The organism is Roseivivax sp. (genome assembly GCF_054552075.1).
Genome location: NZ_JBTOLZ010000006.1, coordinates 126664 through 144837 on the forward strand (window position 1 = coordinate 126664; position 18174 = coordinate 144837).

Annotated in this window: 18 protein-coding genes; 7 read left to right on the forward strand and 11 right to left on the reverse strand. The window is 69.6% G+C overall.

The window, feature by feature from the left end:
• Positions 1 to 31 precede the first annotated feature (31 nt).
• The 7 genes from ACX938_RS06920 to ACX938_RS06950 all read right to left on the reverse strand — a co-directional run bounded on the left by ACX938_RS06920 (position 32) and on the right by ACX938_RS06950 (position 7422).
• The gene (locus ACX938_RS06920) at positions 32 to 1096 is read right to left on the reverse strand and encodes a Hint domain-containing protein (protein ID WP_459430502.1); all 1065 of its coding nucleotides are present in this window, start codon (positions 1094 to 1096) and stop codon (positions 32 to 34) included.
• 254 nt (positions 1097 to 1350) lie between these two features.
• Positions 1351 to 1731, reverse strand: coding sequence for a Na+/H+ antiporter subunit G (locus tag ACX938_RS06925; RefSeq protein WP_459430503.1), 381 nt, complete (start codon positions 1729 to 1731; stop codon positions 1351 to 1353).
• Positions 1728 to 2015, reverse strand: a complete 288-nt coding sequence (locus tag ACX938_RS06930) for a K+/H+ antiporter subunit F (protein WP_232753291.1) — start codon at positions 2013 to 2015, stop codon at positions 1728 to 1730. The genes ACX938_RS06925 and ACX938_RS06930 overlap by 4 nt, the downstream gene beginning before the upstream one ends.
• Positions 2012 to 2536, reverse strand: a complete 525-nt coding sequence (locus ACX938_RS06935) for a Na+/H+ antiporter subunit E (protein WP_232753290.1) — start codon at positions 2534 to 2536, stop codon at positions 2012 to 2014. Before ACX938_RS06935 ends, ACX938_RS06930 begins: the two co-directional genes overlap by 4 nt.
• Positions 2537 to 2538: 2 nt before the next feature.
• A complete protein-coding gene (locus tag ACX938_RS06940; protein ID WP_459430504.1) occupies positions 2539 to 4194 on the reverse strand; it encodes a monovalent cation/H+ antiporter subunit D in 1656 nt (551 codons plus the stop codon).
• Positions 4191 to 4559: a Na+/H+ antiporter subunit C gene (locus ACX938_RS06945; RefSeq protein WP_232753288.1), complete on the reverse strand. Its 369-nt coding sequence runs from the start codon at positions 4557 to 4559 to the stop codon at positions 4191 to 4193. The genes ACX938_RS06940 and ACX938_RS06945 overlap by 4 nt, the downstream gene beginning before the upstream one ends.
• Before the next feature lies 1 nt (position 4560).
• On the reverse strand, positions 4561 to 7422 hold the full coding sequence (locus ACX938_RS06950) for a monovalent cation/H+ antiporter subunit A (RefSeq protein WP_459430505.1): 2862 nt from the start codon (positions 7420 to 7422) through the stop codon (positions 4561 to 4563).
• Between the two features lie 427 nt (positions 7423 to 7849).
• Between ACX938_RS06950 and ACX938_RS06955 the strand changes: the two genes are divergently transcribed.
• Genes ACX938_RS06955 through ACX938_RS06965 form a run of 3 tightly spaced genes read left to right on the forward strand, consistent with a single transcriptional unit; the run spans position 7850 to position 10086 of the window.
• Positions 7850 to 8782, forward strand: a complete 933-nt coding sequence (locus ACX938_RS06955) for a sulfurtransferase (protein ID WP_459430506.1) — start codon at positions 7850 to 7852, stop codon at positions 8780 to 8782.
• Positions 8783 to 8785: 3 nt separating this feature from the next.
• Positions 8786 to 9919 carry a YeeE/YedE family protein gene (locus ACX938_RS06960; RefSeq protein ID WP_459430507.1) on the forward strand — a complete coding sequence of 378 codons (1134 nt, stop codon included), beginning with the start codon at positions 8786 to 8788 and terminating at the stop codon, positions 9917 to 9919.
• Entirely contained in the window at positions 9916 to 10086 is a 171-nt protein-coding gene (locus ACX938_RS06965; RefSeq protein WP_232753285.1) for a hypothetical protein, read from the forward strand. Before ACX938_RS06960 ends, ACX938_RS06965 begins: the two co-directional genes overlap by 4 nt.
• 87 nt (positions 10087 to 10173) lie before the next feature.
• Here ACX938_RS06965 and aroQ read toward each other — a convergent pair whose 3' ends face one another.
• On the reverse strand, positions 10174 to 10611 hold the full coding sequence (gene aroQ, locus ACX938_RS06970) for a type II 3-dehydroquinate dehydratase (RefSeq protein ID WP_459430508.1): 438 nt from the start codon (positions 10609 to 10611) through the stop codon (positions 10174 to 10176).
• A gap of 395 nt (positions 10612 to 11006) precedes the next feature.
• On the opposite strand from aroQ, the gene rpe reads away from it, so the two are divergent.
• Together rpe and gph are read left to right on the forward strand one after the other, a co-directional pair.
• On the forward strand, positions 11007 to 11687 hold the full coding sequence (rpe, locus tag ACX938_RS06975) for a ribulose-phosphate 3-epimerase (RefSeq protein WP_232753283.1): 681 nt from the start codon (positions 11007 to 11009) through the stop codon (positions 11685 to 11687).
• On the forward strand, positions 11684 to 12328 hold the full coding sequence (gene gph, locus ACX938_RS06980) for a phosphoglycolate phosphatase (RefSeq protein ID WP_459430509.1): 645 nt from the start codon (positions 11684 to 11686) through the stop codon (positions 12326 to 12328). Before rpe ends, gph begins: the two co-directional genes overlap by 4 nt.
• Positions 12329 to 12692: 364 nt before the next feature.
• Here gph and ACX938_RS06985 read toward each other — a convergent pair whose 3' ends face one another.
• The 3 genes from ACX938_RS06985 to ACX938_RS06995 all read right to left on the reverse strand — a co-directional run bounded on the left by ACX938_RS06985 (position 12693) and on the right by ACX938_RS06995 (position 16271).
• Positions 12693 to 13907: an acetyl-CoA C-acyltransferase gene (locus tag ACX938_RS06985; protein ID WP_459430510.1), complete on the reverse strand. Its 1215-nt coding sequence runs from the start codon at positions 13905 to 13907 to the stop codon at positions 12693 to 12695.
• A 70-nt stretch (positions 13908 to 13977) separates the two neighbouring features.
• Positions 13978 to 15027, reverse strand: coding sequence for an FAD-binding oxidoreductase (locus tag ACX938_RS06990; protein WP_232753280.1), 1050 nt, complete (start codon positions 15025 to 15027; stop codon positions 13978 to 13980).
• A gap of 8 nt (positions 15028 to 15035) precedes the next feature.
• The gene (locus ACX938_RS06995; RefSeq protein WP_459430511.1) at positions 15036 to 16271 is read right to left on the reverse strand and encodes an aromatic ring-hydroxylating oxygenase subunit alpha; all 1236 of its coding nucleotides are present in this window, start codon (positions 16269 to 16271) and stop codon (positions 15036 to 15038) included.
• Positions 16272 to 16905: 634 nt separating this feature from the next.
• Between ACX938_RS06995 and ACX938_RS07000 the strand changes: the two genes are divergently transcribed.
• Positions 16906 to 17559, forward strand: a complete 654-nt coding sequence (locus ACX938_RS07000) for a paraquat-inducible protein A (RefSeq protein WP_459430512.1) — start codon at positions 16906 to 16908, stop codon at positions 17557 to 17559.
• Positions 17529 to 18170, forward strand: coding sequence for a paraquat-inducible protein A (locus ACX938_RS07005; protein WP_232753564.1), 642 nt, complete (start codon positions 17529 to 17531; stop codon positions 18168 to 18170). The genes ACX938_RS07000 and ACX938_RS07005 overlap by 31 nt, the downstream gene beginning before the upstream one ends.
• Positions 18171 to 18174: the final 4 nt, after the last annotated feature.

Genomic DNA, 18174 nt, shown 5'->3' on the forward strand with positions numbered 1-18174 from the left:
TAGGAAAACCTCTAAACCTAGCCCGCGCCCGTCAGGCCGCGTCGTGGAACAGGATCGCCGCCTCCGAAGCGCTCAGCATCCGCCGCGCGCAGGCGCCATAGGCCTGGGGCATGCGCTCGACCTCGGGCACCACCCGCGCGAGCCGCGCCCGGTCGCCGGGATCGAGCGTGTCGAGCGCGGTTTCCCCGGGATGGAAGCTCTCGGATTCCACCCCATTGGCAAAGAGGATCTCGTGGCGCGGCAGCAGGAGGTGAATATAGGTCACCTCGCGCACCTGGGTGTCGCCCAGGACCGAGCGCCCATCGATCAGGTCCGAGGCCGCGACCAGCACCTCGTCGGTGTTGAAGAGCGACCGCGCCTTGCGCCCCTGCACCAGGAGCCGGTGCTGCGGCGAGACCAGCAGCTCCTCGTCCGGCCGCTCGATGCCAAGCGCGCCAGCGCGGATCCGCACCGGCCGGAGCTTCGGCAGCGCGAAGAGCCGCGCGCCGCTCATCCGGCGGCTGCCGATCCAGGCGATGGGCTGCAGCCCGTTGTCCTTGGTCTGCACCAGGTCGCCCTCGCGCAGATCCTCGACCGCGCGGCTGCCGCCCGCGGTGCGGATGCGGGTGCCACGGGTGAAGCAGATCACTCCGGTGCCGAGATGCGATTGCGGGTCGCCCTGGGCCCGGTCGAGGCTGTGATGCACGACCCAGAGATCGGTGCGCGGCGGCGGCACCGCGTCGACGAACATCAGCAGCGGCGCGCTGTCCGGGCCGACCTCGATCAGCGTGACGGTGAAGCTTTGCCGCCCGTCGGTGACCACGAAGCTCTGGTCGGCGAGCGGCGGTTCGGGCAGATCCTCGGCGGGGCTGCGGCTGCTATCCAGCGCCGCGCCCACGAGGCGCCGCACCATGCGCGCCGCGCGCTTCCTCAGATGCACGTCATCCTCGGTCCGTTCGAGTTGCAACACGGCGCTCGGTCCGTCCACACGCACCGCCTCGCCCTGCCAGGACCATACCGCCCCAACGTCGATCGACGCGACTGGTGCCGCGTCGAGCCCGTCTATACCCGTTTGAGACCACGAGATGACGAACGTGCCACGATAGCCCGTTCCCATTCTCTGCTGCCTGCCTCTGTTCTTTTTTTCTTCGGCAAACCTAGCAAGTCGCGATTGTTTCTCAAAGAAAGACAGCGAGCGAGGCGCCGCTTCGGGCCCGGTCGGAGGCCACGGGTGGCTTCTGCGCAACAGAAAGGGCGGGGTTTGGCGGGCGGGTGGCGGGAAATGCGGCGCGGCCCCTGCCCCGCCGAGACGCAAGCCAAGGTGCGCAAAACACACCCGGAGAGGCGCCCCGCACGCGAGGCACCTTCCCCTCAGGCGTCGGTGCTGTTGGCCCCGCCGATCTCCTCGGGGCGGGCGCGGGTCGCCCAGTCGCGGCCCGGTTCGGGCGCGGGCGGCTCGGCGCAGGTGCCCCGGTGCAGATGCACCTTGGAGACGAAATGCGCCGAGATCGGCGCAGTCACGAAAAGGAAGGCCATGACCAGCACCTCGTGCACCGAGTTCCCGCCGGTGGCGAAGGAATGCAGGATCGAGGCCATGATCAGCGAGCCGATGCCCAGCGTGCCCGCCTTGGTCGGCGCGTGCAGGCGCTTCATCGGGTCGTCGAGCTTCAAGAGCCCGTAGGAGCCCACCAGCGTGAAGAGCGCGCCGATGATCAGCGCCAGGGCCGCGGCAAATTCCAGAAGCTGGCTCATTCGATGATGTCCCCCCTCAGGATGAAGCGCGCATAGGCCACGGTCGAGACGAAGCCCAGCATGGCGAAGATCAGCGCACCCTCGAAGTAGACCTCGGAGCCCTCGGCGATGCCGAGCAGCACGATCAGGCCGATGGCGTTGATCACCATGGTGTCGAGCGCGAGGATCCGGTCGCCGGTGTTCGGCCCCAGGATCAACCGCACCATGGCCAGCACCTGGCTCAGCGCCACCGCGGCGACGGCGATGACCAGCGCCCAGTCGAACAGGCTCTCGGGAGGCATCATTCGAAAATCTCCTTCAGGCGGGCCTCGTAGCGGCTCTTGATCTCGTCGCGCACCGCCGCCGGGTCCTCGGCGTCGAGCGCATGCACCAGGAGGCAGCGCCCGTCTTCGGACAGATCCGCCGAGACGGTGCCCGGGGTCAGGGTGATCGTGCCCGCCAGTGCGGTGATCGCCTCGGGGGTGCGCAGCTCGAGCGGGATCGTCACCCAGCAGGACCGCATGTCGGCGTTGCGCCGGGTCAGCACGATCCAGGCCACCACGACGTTGGCGACCATGATGTCCCAGATCACCAGGCCCGTGTAGCTGAGCATCTTCAAGGGCCGGAAGCCCGCCGGCACGTTGGGCCAGTAGGGATAGGTGAAGAAGGGGATCAGGACCCCCAGGATCACGCCCAGGACCAGCGTGTTTAGCGTCAGCGCGTTCGACAGGATGCACCAGACCACGATCAGCAGGAGCGTCAGCAGTGGGTGCGGCAGGATGCGCCGGATCAGGCCGGGGCCTTCGGTGTCACGGGGTTCGGCCATGTTCAGTGCCCTCCGCTTTCGTCGCTGCCCTTGGCCGCGTCATCCTTGCCGCCCTTGTCCTTCTTGTAGCCCAGCGCGTTGCCACCCTCTTCGATGGTCTTGCCCTCGGTGCCGAGCACCAGGTTGATATAGGGCGCGGGGTTCAGAAGCTGGTCGGCGGTGGCCCGGAAATAGGCCGTCGCGGGCCCCGCCCAGAGCGAATGCACCGCGATCAGCGCCACGAGCCCGCCGATCGCCACCGCCGGCAGCGCGGCGGGCTGGCCCTCGGGGTAGTCGGGCTTGGAGGCGACGTTGTCCATCTCGCTGCGCGGGTCGTCCTGCTCCGAGGCGATCTGCTTGGCCTTCCAGAAGACGATGCTGCCGGCGCGGGCGAAGCCCACCACGGCGATCAGCGAGGAGCCGAGGATCACCGCCCAGGCCCAGACCACCAGCTCGCTGGTGAAGGCCGCATCCAGGATCATCAGCTTGCCGAGGAAGCCCGAGAGCGGCGGCAGCCCGGTCATGGCGATGGCCGAGGCGAAGAAGAAGCCCGCGATCATCGCGTTGCCGCGAATGGGCGTGGTCGCGTAAAGCCGCAGCCCCGCGCCGCCGCGCTGGGTCAGCACCAGGTCGGCGATCAGGAACAGCGCCGCGGTCGCCAGCGTGGAATGCACGATGTAGTAGAGCCCCGCGGTGATGCCCGCCTCGGTGAAGATCGAAATGGCGATGGTCACCATGCCCATCGAGCCGATCACCGAGAAGGCGACCAGCCGGTCGAGCCGCCAGGCGCCCAGGACGCCGACCATGCCGACGGCGAGCCCCAGAAGCCCCAGCGGCATCAGCCACCAGCCGTGCAGCCCCGCCACGATGTCCAGCTCTGGCGGGAAGACCATGGTGTAGATCCTCAGGATCGCATAGGCGCCGACCTTGGTCATGATGGCGAAAAGCGCGGCCACCGGCCCCGGCGCCTCGGAGTAGGAGGAGGGCAGCCAGAAGTGCACCGGCGCCACCGCCGCCTTGATCGCGAAGACGATGATCAGGAGCACCGCCGCCACCCGGATCCCGGCGTTGCCGTCCTCGGGGATCGCCGCCACCCTTCCCGCGAGATCGGCCATGTTGAGCGTCCCGGTCTCGGCGTAGATCGTGCCGAGCGCGAAGAGGAAGAGCGTCGAGCCCAGGAGGTTATAGAGCACGTATTGCGTGCCCGCCTTCAGCCGCCGCGCGCCGCCGCCGTGGATCATCAGCCCGTAGGAGGCGATCAGCAGCACCTCGAAGAAGACGAAGAGGTTGAAGAGGTCGCCGGTCAGGAAGGCGCCGTTGATGCCCATGATCTGGAACTGCATCAGCGCGTGGAAATGCCGCCCGCGGGCGTCCCAGCCCGAGCCGATGGCGTAAAGCAGCACCGCGATCGACAGCGTGCCGGTCAGCACCAGCATCATCGTGGCGAGCCGGTCGGCGACCAGCACGATCCCGAAGGGCGCGGCCCAGTCGCCGAGCTGGTAGAGGCTCAGCGTGCCGTCCGAGGCCTGGACGAAGAGCCCCAGCGCGATGACCAGCCCGAGGGTCGCGCCGCCCAGCGACACGGTGCGCTGGATGCCGCGGTGGAAGCGCGCGGTCAGCACGATGAAGGCCGCCAGGAAGGCCGGCAGCACGACCGGGGCGATGATCCAATGGCTCATTGCGCGTTCTCCTTGCGGCCTTCGCGCCCGTTGTCGAAGGCGGCCTGCGCGTCGTTCACGCGGTCGTCGTCGCCGCCCAGGTAGGCCCCGAGCGCGATCACCACGACCACGGCGGTCATCCCGAAGGAAATCACGATGGCGGTCAGCACCAGCGCCTGCGGCAGCGGGTCGGCATAGCTTTCCATGCCGTCGCGCAGGATCGGCGCGGCGCCGACGGTCAGCCGTCCGCTGGCGAAGAGGAAGACGTTGACCGCATAGGTCAGAAGCGCGGTCCCGAGGATCACCGGAAAGGTTCTCAGCCGCATCACCAGGTAGATGCCGGCCGCGGTCAGCACGCCGACGGCGCTTGCAACGACAAGTTCCATGTCAGGCCCCTTCCCTCGTGTCCCCGTCCCCGCGCGAGGGGTCGATGTCCATCGGATGTTCCGGATCTCGGCTGTCGGCGCGCCGGGCGAGCCGCGAGAAGCTCTCGAGCGACAGGAGCACCGCGCCCACCACCGCGAGGAAGACCCCGAGGTCGAAGAACAGCGCCGAGGCCACCTCGAAGGGTGCTAGGCCCGGCAGCTTCACGTAGCCGAAGCTCGAGGCCAGGAACTCGGTCGCGGTGAACCAGGCGCCGATGCCGGTCAGCCCCGCCGCCAGCACGCCCGAGCCGATGATCCCGTGATAGGGGAAACGCTGCCGGTCCGAGGCCCAGGCAAAGCCCGAGGCCATGTATTGCATGACCACCGCCACCGCGACGATCAGCCCCGAGATGAAGCCGCCGCCGGGCTCGTTGTGGCCGCGCAGGAAGATGTAGACCCCGACCATGAGCACGATCGGCATCATCACCCGGGTCAGCACCACCATCATCAAAGGATGCATGTCCCCCGCCAGCGGCTTGTCGGCGACGCGGTTCAGGAGCCGCGCTCGCACCGGGCCGGACAGAAGCGTCTCGGTCAGCGCGTAGATCACCAGCGCGGCGATCCCCAGCACGATGATCTCGCCGTAGGTGTCGAAGCCCCGGAAGTCGACGAGGATCACGTTGACCACATTGGTGCCGCCGCCGCCGAGGTAGCTGTTCTCGAGGTGATAGCCCGAGATCGGCGCCATGACCGCCTCGCGGTTCAAGAGGTTGAAGCACAGAAGCCCCGCGCCGAGCCCGCCCAGCACCGCGACCGTGCCGTCGAAGAAGCGCTGCATCGGCAGGCTTTCCTTGGGCGTCCAGTCGGGCAGGAAGTTCAGCGCCAGGAGCATCAGGATGATCGTGACCACCTCGACCGAGATCTGCGTCATCGCGAGGTCGGGCGCGGAGAAATAGGCAAAGCCCACCGACACCATGGTGCCGATCACCCCCATGAGGATCAGCGCCAGAAGCCGGTTGTGATGGGTCAGGACCAGAAGCCCCGTCGCCGCCACCAGCATCAGCCAGCCGAGGCCCGCGGCGAGGTTCGGCAGTTCGGCCTCCTGGGTGGCGGGCGCGCCGGTGCCGGTCATCCAGGCATGGCCCGCCGCGGCGATGATCGCCAGCGCCAGGATCGCGGCGTAGCGGGTGAAGGCCCCGTCGTGCAGCGCCCCGGTCAGCCCGCGCGCCAGCGTGATGGCGCCCTGGATGATCGCGTCGAAGATGGTCTTGGCCTCGGGCCGCGGCGCCGCGTCCCAGCCCTTCTGCAGGCCGCGGTGCAGCGCCAGGAGGACCAGGCCGCCCGCGACGGCCACCGCCGACATGTAGAGCGGCGGCTTGAAGCCGTGCCAGATCGCCAGGTGATACTCGGGCACCGGCGAGACGCCGCCCAGCACCGCCCCGGTGACGAATTTCACGAAGGGCTCCGCCAGGAAGGGCGCCACGCCGATCACCACCACCGGCACCACCAGAAGCGCCGGGGGCAGCCACATGCCCGGATTGGGATCATGCGGATGCGAGGGGTAGTCATTGCGCTCGGGCCCGAGGAAGGCATGGGCGATGAAGCGGAAGGAATAGGCCGCCGAGAAGAGCGCGCCGAAGGTCGCCAGCACCGGCACCAGCCAGCCCGGACCGAAGAGCGTGGTCTTCACCGCCTCTTCCAGCATCATCTCCTTCGAGATGAAGCCGTTGAGGAGCGGAATGCCCGCCATGGCGAGCGCCGCGGTGATCGCGATGGCCGCGGTCACCGGCATCAGCCGCCTGAGCCCGCCGAGCCTGCGGATGTCGCGGGTATGCGCCTCGTGATCGACGATGCCCGCCGACATGAAGAGCGCCGCCTTGAAGGTCGCGTGGTTGAGGATGTGGAAGACCGCCGTCAGCACCCCGAAGGCCGTGCCGGTGCCCAGCAGCATGGTGATCAGCCCCAGGTGCGAGACCGTCGAGAAGGCCAGGATCGCCTTCAGGTCATGCTTGAAGAAGGAGATCACCGCGCCGAGGCACATGGTGATCAGCCCCGCCGTTGTGACCAGGTAGAACCATTCCGGCGTGCCCGAGAAGGCCGGCCAGAGCCGCGCCATCAGGAAGATGCCCGCCTTCACCATGGTCGCCGAGTGCAGATAGGCCGAGACCGGCGTCGGCGCGGCCATGGCGTGCGGCAGCCAGAAGTGGAAGGGGAACTGCGCCGACTTGGTGAAACAGCCCAGCAGGATCAGGATCAGCGCCGGGGTGAAGAGCTCGGAGCTCTGGATCGCCTCGCGCGCCGCGATGATGTCGGAGATGCGGTAGCTGCCGGCGATCTCGCCCAGGATCAGCGCGCCACCGATCATCGCGAGCCCGCCCGCGCCGGTCACCGCCAGCGCCATGCGGGCGCCCTGCCGGCCCTCGGGCAGATGCTTCCAGTAGCCGATCAGCAGGAAGGAGGACAGCGAGGTCAGCTCCCAGAAGATCAGCAGAAGCAGGATGTTATCGGAGAGGACAATGCCCACCATCGCGCCCTGGAAGAGCAGCAGATAGGTGAAGAACTCGCCCATGTGGTCGCCGCGCGACAGGTAATAGCGCGCATAGGCGATGATCAGGCAGCCGATGCCCAGGATCAGCGCCGCGAAGAAGAAGCCCAGGGGGTCGAGCCAGAGCTCGAGGTTCAGCCCCAGGACCGGCAGCCAGTCGACCCGGGCCGAGATCACCTCGCCCCGCCAGAGCGCCGGAAGATGGGTCAGAAGCCCGATGAGCGCGGTCAGCGATACGGCCAGGGTCACGCTCGCGCAGGCGCGGCGGCCCGCACCATACATCAGCCCGGGCAGAAGCGCCCCGAGGAATGGCAAGGCCACGATGAGGAAAAGCGACAAGACTACCCCTTCCCAGGAATGACACCGATGGCGGCGTTATTGCGAAAATTTTGCCCCGGTCTCAAGGCGAACCGGACCGGATTGCACGATTTCTGAGGCGAAATGGTGCGGAAACGGACCGGGTCAAAGCGGTTTCGGCAGCTCCGCAGCGTGGGGTTGCGCGCGCTCGGCGCGCCACCCGCGGCCCCGGTGCCGCTTTTTTCGGCAGTTTGGAAAAATAAGGACGGGCGTCGGGCGCTTGCCCGGGGCGCGAAACGGCTGTTTTGCCCCGCCCGCCCGGTCCAAAACAGCGCCGCGGGCCCGCCTGCCCCGGCGGAACGCTGTTCCCGGCGCGGGATGCGCGCCTGGCCCACCCCGCCTTGTCCCTGGCCGTCCGAGCGACAATTCAGAAGGGAGACACAGACACAATCGGCTTTGGGGATCCGACATGAAAACTCTTGCCACATCTTCCGCGCTGGCGCTTCTCGCCGCGCCCGCCTTCGCCGCCATCGACGGCCCGCTGGTCTCGGCCGCCGATCTGCAGGCCGAGCTGGGCCAGGGCGAGGTGCAGCTTCTCGACATCCGCGCCGAGGGCGAGGACGGCTACGGCGGCGGCCACATCGAGGGGGCGGTGAACGCGCCCTACGGCCTCTTCCGCGGCCCCTCCGACAACCCGGGCCAGCTGGTGCCCGCCGGGGAGCTGACCGCGACCTTCCAGCGCCTCGGCCTCGAGCAGGACAAGCCCGTCGTGGTGACCTACCAGGGCGCAAGCGAGACCGACTTCGGCGCCGCCGCGCGCGTCTACTGGACGCTGAAGTCCTCGGGTTTCGAGGAGATCGCCATCCTCAACGGCGGCATCAACGCCTGGGACGCCGAGGGCTTCGCGCTCTCGACCGAGGCGGTGAGCCCCGAGGCCTCCGACATCACCGTGAGCTGGGACGACAGCTGGACCGCCAGCGTCGAGGACGTGCAGACCGCCATCGACGGCGGCAGCGACACGCTCCTGCTCGACGCCCGGCCCGAGAGCTTCTGGAACGGCCAGCAGTCGCATCCGGCCGCCGCCAAGCCCGGCACCCTGCCGCAGTCGCAGTATTTCGTGCACTCGAGCTGGTTCTCGGGCGGCCCGGCGATCATCGACGCCGCCGCCGCGCGCTCGCTGGCCGAGGAGAACGACCTGTCCTCGGCGGAGAACCTGATCTCCTTCTGCAACACCGGGCATTGGGCCGCGACCAACTGGTTCGCGCTTTCCGAGCTGGCCGGGATCGACAACGTGAAGCTTTATCCCGAAAGCATGGTCGGCTGGTCGAACGCGGGCTATGACATGGCCAATGTGCCGGGTCCGCTCAGCACGCTGTGGAACCAGATCAAGGACGTCTTCTAAACCATGTCCCATGCCAGCGCGACGGGGGCCGCTGCGGCCCCCGCGACATCGCTTCTGACCCGCACCGGCCTTCTGGCCGGTGCGCTTGTTCTTGTCCTCGCCGTGGCGATGCTGGTGGGGCTGCGCTTCGGGCTGCTCCTGGCCATCGGCCTCGGCTTCGGCCTGGTGCTCGAGGGCTACCGCTTCGGCTTCGCCGGCCCCTGGCGGCGGCTCATCCGCGAGGGTGACCCGACCGGCACGGTGGCGCAGCTCGTCTCGATCGCCGCGGTGGCGCTGGTCGCCTTCCCGCTCCTGGCCTCGAGCGGCGGCGAGCTGATCGGCGCGCATGCGCCGGTGGGCTTTGCCATGATCGGCGGGGCCTTCGTCTTCGGCGCCTGCATGCAGGTGGTCATGGGCTGCGGCTCGGGCACGCTGGTCAATTCGGGCAGCGGCAACCCGGTGAGCCTCCTGGCCCTGCCCTTCTTTGCGCTCGGCAGCTTCTTCGGGGCCGATCACCTGCTCTGGTGGACCGGCTTCGGCACCCTGCCGACGGTGGTCTTCGAGGGCACGCTTGGCCTGCTGATCACGCTGGCCGCGCTGGCGAGCGTCGCCGCCGTCCTGATGTGGCGCGCCGCCCCCGAGCAGCGCAGCATCCCGCGCCGCTACTGGGTGGCGGCGCTGCTGCTCGCGGGCCTCGCGGTCCTGAACCTGGTGGTCGCGGGCCAGCCCTGGGGCGTGGTCTACGGGCTCGGCCTCTGGGCCGCCAAGGGCGCGACGGTGCTCGGCGCCGACCTCTCGGGCTCGAGCTTCTGGGGCACCCCGGGCAACATGGAGCGGCTGGGCGACAGCCTTCTGACCGACGTGACCTCGCTCACCAACCTCGGGATCATCGGCGGCGCCTTCTTGGTCGCGGCCTGGCGCGGCGGCTTCAGCCAGGGGCTGCCGAAACTGCCGGCGCGGGCCTGGGTCGCCACGGTGATCGCCGGGTTCCTGCTGGGCTATTCCTCGCGGCTGGCCTTCGGCTGCAACGTGGGCGCCTTCTTCTCGGGCATCTCCACCGGCTCGCTGCACGGCTGGGCCTGGTTCGTTGCGGCCTTCGGCGGCGCCTTCTACGGCGTGAAGCTACGCCCCTGGCTGGGGCTGGAGGCGCGCTCATGAGGACGCGCAAGCTGACCGCCGGGCTGACGCTGGCCTTCGTCCTGGGGCTCCTGATCCTCGATCAGGCCCAGAGCGGGCCGGTAAACCGCTTCCAGCAGCCCGCCGCCATCGCCTGGGGCAGCAACGAGAGCGCGGGCGGCGCGCATTGCGCCGCGCTGCCGCAGTAGGGACTGAGGACGCGGGACCGGGGGCGCAGGCATCCGGTCCTGCGCCGCCGCTCGTCCGAATTTTCCTGAAATACCGCCCGGGGCCCTTCAGCCCAGAAGCCGCGCCAGCCGCTCCAACGCGAAGAGATAGCCCTGCGTGCCCGCCCCCGCGATCACCGCATCGGCGCGGTGTGAGACATAGCTGTGGTGGCGGAAGCTCTCGCGCTTGTGGATGTTGGAGATATGCACCTCCATCACCGGTCCCTCGAAAGCGTTGAGCGCATCGAGGATCGCCACCGAGGTGTGCGAATAGGCCCCGGGGTTGATCACCAGCCCCGCGGAGTCGAGCCGTGCCTCCTGGATCCAGTCGACCAGCTGCCCCTCGGAGTTCGACTGCCGCGCCTTCAGCGCAAAGCCCAGCCGCTCGGCCAGCTCGGTGCAGTCGCGGGTCACATCCGCCAGCGTCTCGGACCCGTAGATCTCGGGCTGGCGCTGGCCGAGCAGGTTCAGGTTCGGCCCGTTGAGAAGAGTGATCTGTGTGCTCATGGCTGGCACCTCGCGCGGCAAATGCCGCCCTTGTGGGGCCTCCCTGCCCTGCCCGGCAAGGGGCGGGCGCCGGTCGGGCCCCGCGCTGTGGCGGAAAAACCGCCGCGCGGGGCTCGGGGCCAGCTCAGTCGAAGAGGTCCGGCCGCGGCCGGCCCAGAAGCCGGGCGATCGGGCCGCTCGGCGAGGCCGCGAAGCAGCAGGTCAGCACGTAGCGCAGCGGGTTCAGCTCCATCATCTCTCGGTCCCCCGGATCCGATCCATCTCTGCCCCGCCACCTAGCCCAGCCCCGTGACGCTGCCATGACACTCGGCGGGGGCCCGCCGCGCGCCGCTCTCGACCTGGGCGGCCCGGCGTGCCAGAAGCGGGCCGATCCAGACCCACAAGAGGGACAGCCCATGCCGTTCGACCGTTCGATCAAGATCGCCCCTTCGATCCTCTCGGCCGATTTCGCCGACTTCGGCCGCGAGATCCGCGCCATCGAGGACCAGGGCGCCGACTGGGTGCATATCGACGTCATGGACGGGCATTTCGTGCCCAATCTCACCTTCGGCCCGCCGGCGGTGAAGGCCTTCCGCCCGCATGTGAAAACGGTCATGGACGTGCATCTGATGATCGCCCCGGTCGATCCCTATATCGAGGCCTATGCCGAGGCTGGCGCCGACATCCTCACCGCCCATGTCGAGGCGGGCCCGCACACCCACCGCACCCTGCAGGCGATTCGCGCCGCGGGCATGAAGGCGGGCGTCGCGCTGAACCCCGGCACCCCGGCCGAGGCGGTGGAGCATCTTCTGCCGCTCGCCGACCTCGTTTGCGTGATGACCGTGAACCCGGGCTTCGGCGGGCAGAAGTTCATCGACCTGACCGAGAAGGTGCGCCGGCTGCGCGCGATGATCGGCGACCGCGAGACCCACATCGAGATCGACGGCGGGGTCGACACCACGACCGCGCCGCTGGTCGCCGAGGCCGGCGCCGACGTGCTGGTCGCGGGTTCGGCGGTCTTCAAGGGCGGCTCGGCGGATGCCCCCGGGGTCTACGGCGAGAACATCGCGGCGATCCGCGCGGCGGCCGGCCGGTGAGGATCGCCTTCGACCTCGACGGCACGCTGATCGACAGCGCCCCCGAGATCCGCGGCATCGCCAACGGGATCCTGGCCGAGGAGGGCCGCGCGCCCCTGAGCCTGGCCGAGGCCACCGGCTTCATCGGCAGCGGCGCGGGCGTCTTCATCGCCCGGATGCGCGCCGCCCGCGACCTGCCCGAGAGCGCCCAGGAGGACCTGCGCGCCCGCTTCGAGGCCCGCTACGAGGTGAGCTTCGGGCTGACCCGGCTGTATCCCGGCGTGCCCCGGGCGCTCGAGGCACTGGCCGCGGCGGGCCACCGGCTGGCGCTCTGCACCAACAAGCCGATCGGCCCGACCCGGGCGGTGCTGGCGCATCTCGGTCTGACGGGGATTTTCTCGGCGGTCTTCGGGGGCGACAGCCTCTCGGTGCGCAAGCCCGATCCCGCGCCGCTGCTCGCCGCGCTCGGGGCCATGGGCGCCGGGCCCTGCCTCTACATCGGCGACAGCGAGGTCGACGCCGAGACCGCCCAGCGCGCCGGGGTGCCCTTCCTTCTCTACTCCGAAGGCTACCGCAAGACGCCCGCCGAGGAGCTGCCGCAGGCCGGGCGCTTCTCGGATTTCGCCGAACTGCCCGACTGGGTCGCGCGGCTGGCGGGGTAGCGGTAGGGCGAGGGTTGTTTCGGGCGCAGCGCCGGGGTGAGCCCGGACGCGTCAGACGCGCCCTCGACCGTCCCACCCCGCCCGAACAGAGCGCCAGCGCCGTCCCGAGGGGTGGCGCCTCCAACAGCCGGGCGGCGCGCTTTATGGCAGCAAAATACCTCCGCCCCACGCCCTGCGCGTGTCCCTATCAAAAGCGCCGCCCCAAAGGGGCGGGACGGCGCTGGCGCGGCGGCCTGCGGCCTTGTTCCGCGCCGGGTGGGCTCGGGTGTGAGCGTCGGCTATTTCCAGACCGACAGAACATCACCTGCCCGAGGAGCAGCGAGGCACCCCCAGGCCAGCGGACAGCACCGCCGAGCCCAGCCCCCTACCCCAGCATCTCCACACCCACGGCGGTCGCCTCGCCGCCGCCGATGCAGATGGAGGCCACGCCGCGCTTGGCCTTGGCCTCGCGCATGGCGCCCAGAAGCGTCACCAGGATCCGCGCGCCGGAGGCGCCGATGGGATGGCCCAGCGCCACCGCGCCGCCGTGCACGTTGAGCTTCTCGTGCGGGATGTCGAGCTCCTTCATGGCGGCCATGGCGACCACCGCGAAGGCCTCGTTGATCTCGAAGAGGTCGACGTCCTCGACGCTCCAGCCGAGCTTGTCGAAGAGCGCCCGCTTGGCGTGGATCGGCGCGGTGGTGAACCAGCCCGGCATGCCCGCATAGGCCGCGTGGCCGACGATCCGGGCGATGGGCTCGAGCCCCAGCCGCTCGGCCTCGGAGGCCCGCGCCAGGACCAGCGCCGCCGCCCCGTCGTTGATCGAGGAGGACGAGGCTGCGGTGATCGTGCCCTCCTTCTTGAAGGCCGGGCGCAGGTTGGGGATCTTCGCCGGATCGATCCGGTCCGGCCCCTCGTCGCGGCCCACCTCGACCGCGCCCTTGCGGCTCTTCACCTCGACCGGCGCCAGCTCCCAGCCGAAGGCGCCGCTGTCCGAGGCGCGCTTGGCCCGGGTCACGCTTTCGATGGCATAGGCGTCCTGCTGGTCGCGGGTGAACTGATAAGCCTCGGCGCAATCCTCGCCGAAGGTGCCCATCGAGCGGCGGGTGCCGTCGGGGGCGATGTCATAGGCGTCCTCGAGCCCGTCGAGCATCATGTGATCGAGCATCCGCGAATGCCCGAGCCGCGCGCCCGCCCGGCCCTGCGGCAGGAGATACGGCGCGTTGGTCATGCTTTCCATGCCGCCCGCCACGGCCACGCCGACCGAGCCCGCGCGCATCGCGTCGAAGGCCTGCATCACCGATTTCATGCCCGAGCCGCAGACCTTGGAGACGGTCGTGCAGGGCACCGAGACCGGCAGCCCCGCCCCGATCGCCGCCTGCCGCGCCGGCGCCTGGCCGAGACCCGCGGGCAGGACGTTGCCCATGAGCACCTCGCCCACCGCCTCGGGGGCGAGGCCCGCGCGCTCAAGTGCCGCGCGGATCGCGGTCGCGCCCAGCTCGGTGGCGGAGACCCCGGAGAAGGCCCCCTGGAAGGCCCCGAGCGGCGTGCGGGCCGCCCCGCAGATCAGGATCGGATCGTCGGCTGTGTCGCGTGGCATCGCGCCCTCCCTTGCGCAGACAAGTTTCCGCGCAGTCTGACCGAGCCCCGCGGGAAGCGCAATTCGACGCTCAGGCCTCGACCTCGACCCGGCCCACCGGATGCGAACAGCAGGCCAGGATGTAGCCCGCGGCGATGTCCTCCTCGGAGATACCGCCGTTATGCACCATGAGCACCTCGCCCGCGGATTTGCGCACCTTGCAGGTGCCGCAGATCCCGAAGGTGCAACCCGAGGGGATGCGCAGCCCGTTGGCCCGCGACAGCGACAGCACCGTGTCGGTCTGGTGGCAGGGCACCGAGACGCCGGAGCGGGCGAAGACCACCTCGGCCTCCTCGGCCTCCTGCGGGGCGAGATGCTCGTAGTCCGGCACGTCCTCGGCCAGGGCCACCGGCGCGGCAAAGCTTTCCTGGTGGTAATGCTCCATGTCGAAGCCCATGCCGACCAGCGCCTCGCGCACCATGGTCATGAAGTCCTCGGGCCCGCAGCAGTAGATCTCGCGGTCGAGGTAGTCGGGCGCCATGAGGCCCAGCATGAGCTGGTTCATCCGCCCGAGGTAACCGGTCCAGACCTCGTAGGGCTCTTCCTCGGTCACCGCGAAGCTCAGGTGCAGCCCCGGCACCCGCGAGGCCATGTGAATGAGCCGCTGCCGGAAGATCAGGTCCGAGGGCCGCCGCGCGCAGGCGATGAGCCGCGCGTCGGGCTCGTGGCCGTAGTCGTAGAGGTAGCTCGCCATGGACATCATCGGCGTGATGCCCGAGCCCGCGGCGATGAAGAGATACTTCCGCTCCGGCGATCCGAGCTGGAACTGCCCCGCCGGCCCGTAGGCGCGGAGCCGCATGCCCGGGCGCAGGTGCTCGAACATCCAGCGGGTGCCCTGGCTCTCGGCCTGGCATTTCACCGTGACCGAGAGGACCAGCGGCCGCGAGGGGCTCGAGGAAATCGTGTAGGTCCGCTCCACCGGTCCGCCGGGCAGCGGCAGCTCCAGCGTGATGAACTGCCCCGGGCGGTAGGCGAAGGGCCGCCCCGAGGGCGCGCGGAAGGCGAAGGTCTTCACTCCCGGCGCCTCGGGCACCACCATCACGCAGTCGAGCGGTTCCTCGTCGGTCCAGTGATCCGCCATGTCCCCTCTCATTCCGCCACGTAGAGCGCCCGGCCGGTCAGCCGCGCGGTCATCACCCGGCAGTACCAGTCGACGAACTGGGACACGCCGCTTTCCTGCGCCGGGCTGTAGGGCCCGGGTTCATAGGCCGGGGAGTTCACCCCCAGCTGGTTCTCCTCGACGATGGCGCGGTCCTCGTCGTTGGTGTGCCGCCAGACCGTGGTCAGCCGCTCGAGGTCGTAGTCCTGCCCTTCGACCGCGTCGCCCCGGACGAACCACTTGGTGGTGACCGCGGTCTCCTCGGGGCCGATGGGCATCATCGAGAACAGCATCACCACGTCCGAGAGGAAGTGGTTCCAGCTGTTGGGATAGTGGAAGAACAGCAGCGAGCCCGCGTCGCGGATCGCCACATCGCCCACCAGCTTCTCGCAGGACGGGCCGCCGTCGAGCGTGTAGCTGACCGCCTTGCCCAGAAGCGGCACCCGCACGAAGCGCCATTGCTCGTCCGGCGCGATGGTGAAGCCCGAGGGCAGGCCCGCGCCTTCGCATTTCGCCAGATGCGCGGCGATGGCGGGATCGTCCCGCCCCGAGCCGTCGCCCGCGATATTGGGGTTGTCGTCGAAGCTGACGCAGAGCGAGGGATGGCTGCCCGAGCAGTGGTAGCACTCGCGGTTGTTCTCCATCACCAGCTTCCAGTTGGCCTTCTCGATGATGGTGGTCTCATGGGCGAGCTTGCAGCCCTCGAGCCCGTGCGGCCCGGCGTAGCGCCGCGCGGCGGCGGCCAGCGCGTCGAAGGCGGGCGCCTCGGCGGCGAGCGAAAGGAACAGGATGCCCGCCGCCTCGCGGCAATGCACCGGCTTCAGCCCGTGCCGGGAAGGGTCGAAGCCCGGCCCCATGTCGCGCGCCCAGAGCAGCCGCCCGTCGAGGTCGTAGGTCCATTGGTGGTAGGGGCAGACGAGCTTGGGGCTCGCTCCCTTGCCGGTCTTGCAGAGCCGCGAGCCGCGGTGCCGGCAGGAGTTGTGGAAGGCCCGCACCTGCCCGTCGGCGCCGCGCACGACGATCACCGAATAGGCGCCGATCTGCAGCATCATATGGGCGCCGGGCTTGGCGATCTCGGCACCCGCGCCGATCAGCAGCCAGTCGCGATACCAGATCTGCTCCATGTCGACCTCGAAGAGGTCAGCGTCGCGGTAGAGCGCGCGGGGCAGCGTGTAGCCGGGGCTGCGGCTCATCAGGTGGGCCAGCATGTCGGAGCGGGCGGTCATCGGGCGGCTCCCGTGTTGGGCGCGGTGGGGTTCAGGGTGGCCGCAAGGGAAGCGGAGTGCCTGTGCGGGGTGCGGCTCGGGGGTGCGGGGTGTCTGCGCAGAGCGCGGCTCAGGGGGGCGATACCGGACGCGGGGTGTCTGCGCAGGGTGCGGCTCCGGGATGCCGCAGCGGGCGCGGAACGGCGGCTCCCGAGGCGGCAGGTTGCGAAACCCGGCGTGGGACGGAGGCCGGCGGGACGGCGGGGCACGGAAGCCTGCGCGGGGCCGATGCGCCGGGGGCGGCGGGGCGCGGGACCGGAACGGTGTGACATGGGACCTCCCCTCTCTGGGCGCCGCCCCGAGGGCGGCTCTGGCCCCGAGCAATCCGCCAAAGCGCCCGGCCCCGCCTGTCGCAAGGCGACCCCGGCGTGCCTCTTTGCGACCAAACGCCGCTTTGCGGCCCCGCACCGCGAAAGCCCGTCCCGAGCGGCCCCTGACGCGATCGTGACGGGCCGGACGGGCGCCCAACCCGCCCCGAGGGCACGCACAAAGGGCACGCGGCCTTTTCCTTGTGGCCAACTGCCCCTAGTCTTCACCTTCGGTTGCCGCACCCGCCCGATGCGCGGGTTTAACCCCCGGGGAGAGAGCCGCCCAGATGCAGGCAGAGATGACCACCGACGCGCCCCTGGGCGGCCGGCCGATCGAGGAGCTGATCGCCTGCCCCCATTGTGACGCGCTCTACGTGGCGCGGATGCCCGAGAAGGGCGGCCGCGCGGTCTGCCGCGACTGCCACACGGTGCTGATCTCGCCCCGCCGCAAGGCCGGCGCGCGGATCATCGCGCTGACGCTGGCGGTGATGATCCTGGTGATCGGGGCGCTGTTCTTCCCCTTCCTCGACATCAACGCGCGGGGCTTCGGCAATTCCACCTCGATCCTCGACACCGCCTCGAGCTTCCGCTCGGGCTACATGACTTTCCTGTCGGTGGTGGTGGCCGCGGGGATCATCGTGATCCCGCTGATCCGCACGCTGCTGATCCTCTACGTGCTGGTGCCGGTGGTGGCCGACCGCCGGCCCTTCCCGCAGGCCCGCCGGGCCTTTCGCCTGAGCCAGGAGCTGAAGCCCTGGGCCATGGCCGAGATCTTCGCCATCGGCTGCGCCGTGGCGCTGGTCAAGGTCGCCGATCTGGCGCAGATCGGCTTCGGCCCCGCCTTCTGGATGTTCGCCGTGCTGGTGATCCTGGTCCTCTTCAACGACAACTACCTGTGCACCTGGTCGGTATGGAAATCGCTGGAACTGGAAGAAGAGTGACCGCCCGCGAGGCGGGGCTGGTAGCCTGCCGCCGCTGCGCCCGGGTCTGGCCGATGGGCCAGGACCGCTGCGGGCGCTGCGGCAGCCACCTGGTCTCGCGCGATCCGACCAGCCTGCAAAGGGTCTGGGCCTGGTGGATCGCCGGGGTGATCGCCTACATCCCGGCCAACATCTACCCGATGCTCAGCACCCGGACGATCGTGTCCTCTTCCGAGAACACCATCGTCGGCGGCGCGGTGGAGATCGCCAGCCACGGCTCCTACGGGGTCGCGGCGATCATCCTCATCGCCAGCGTGCTGATCCCGGTCGGCAAATTCCTGGCCATCGCCTTTCTCGCCATCTCGGCGCGGCGCGGCTCGACCGTGCCCGCGCGCAAGCGCACGCATCTCTACGAGGTCGTGGAGTTCATCGGCCGCTGGTCGATGATCGACGTCTTCGTGGTCGCCATCCTGTCGTCGCTGGTCCAGCTTTCCGTGGTCGCCTCGATTCGGCCCGGACCCGCGGCCTTTACCTTCGCCCTTTCCGTCATCTTCACCATGCTGTCCGCGCAGGCCTTCGATCCGCGTCTCATCTGGGATGCCCGCTCGCGCGAGGCCAAGAGGACCGATTAACCGC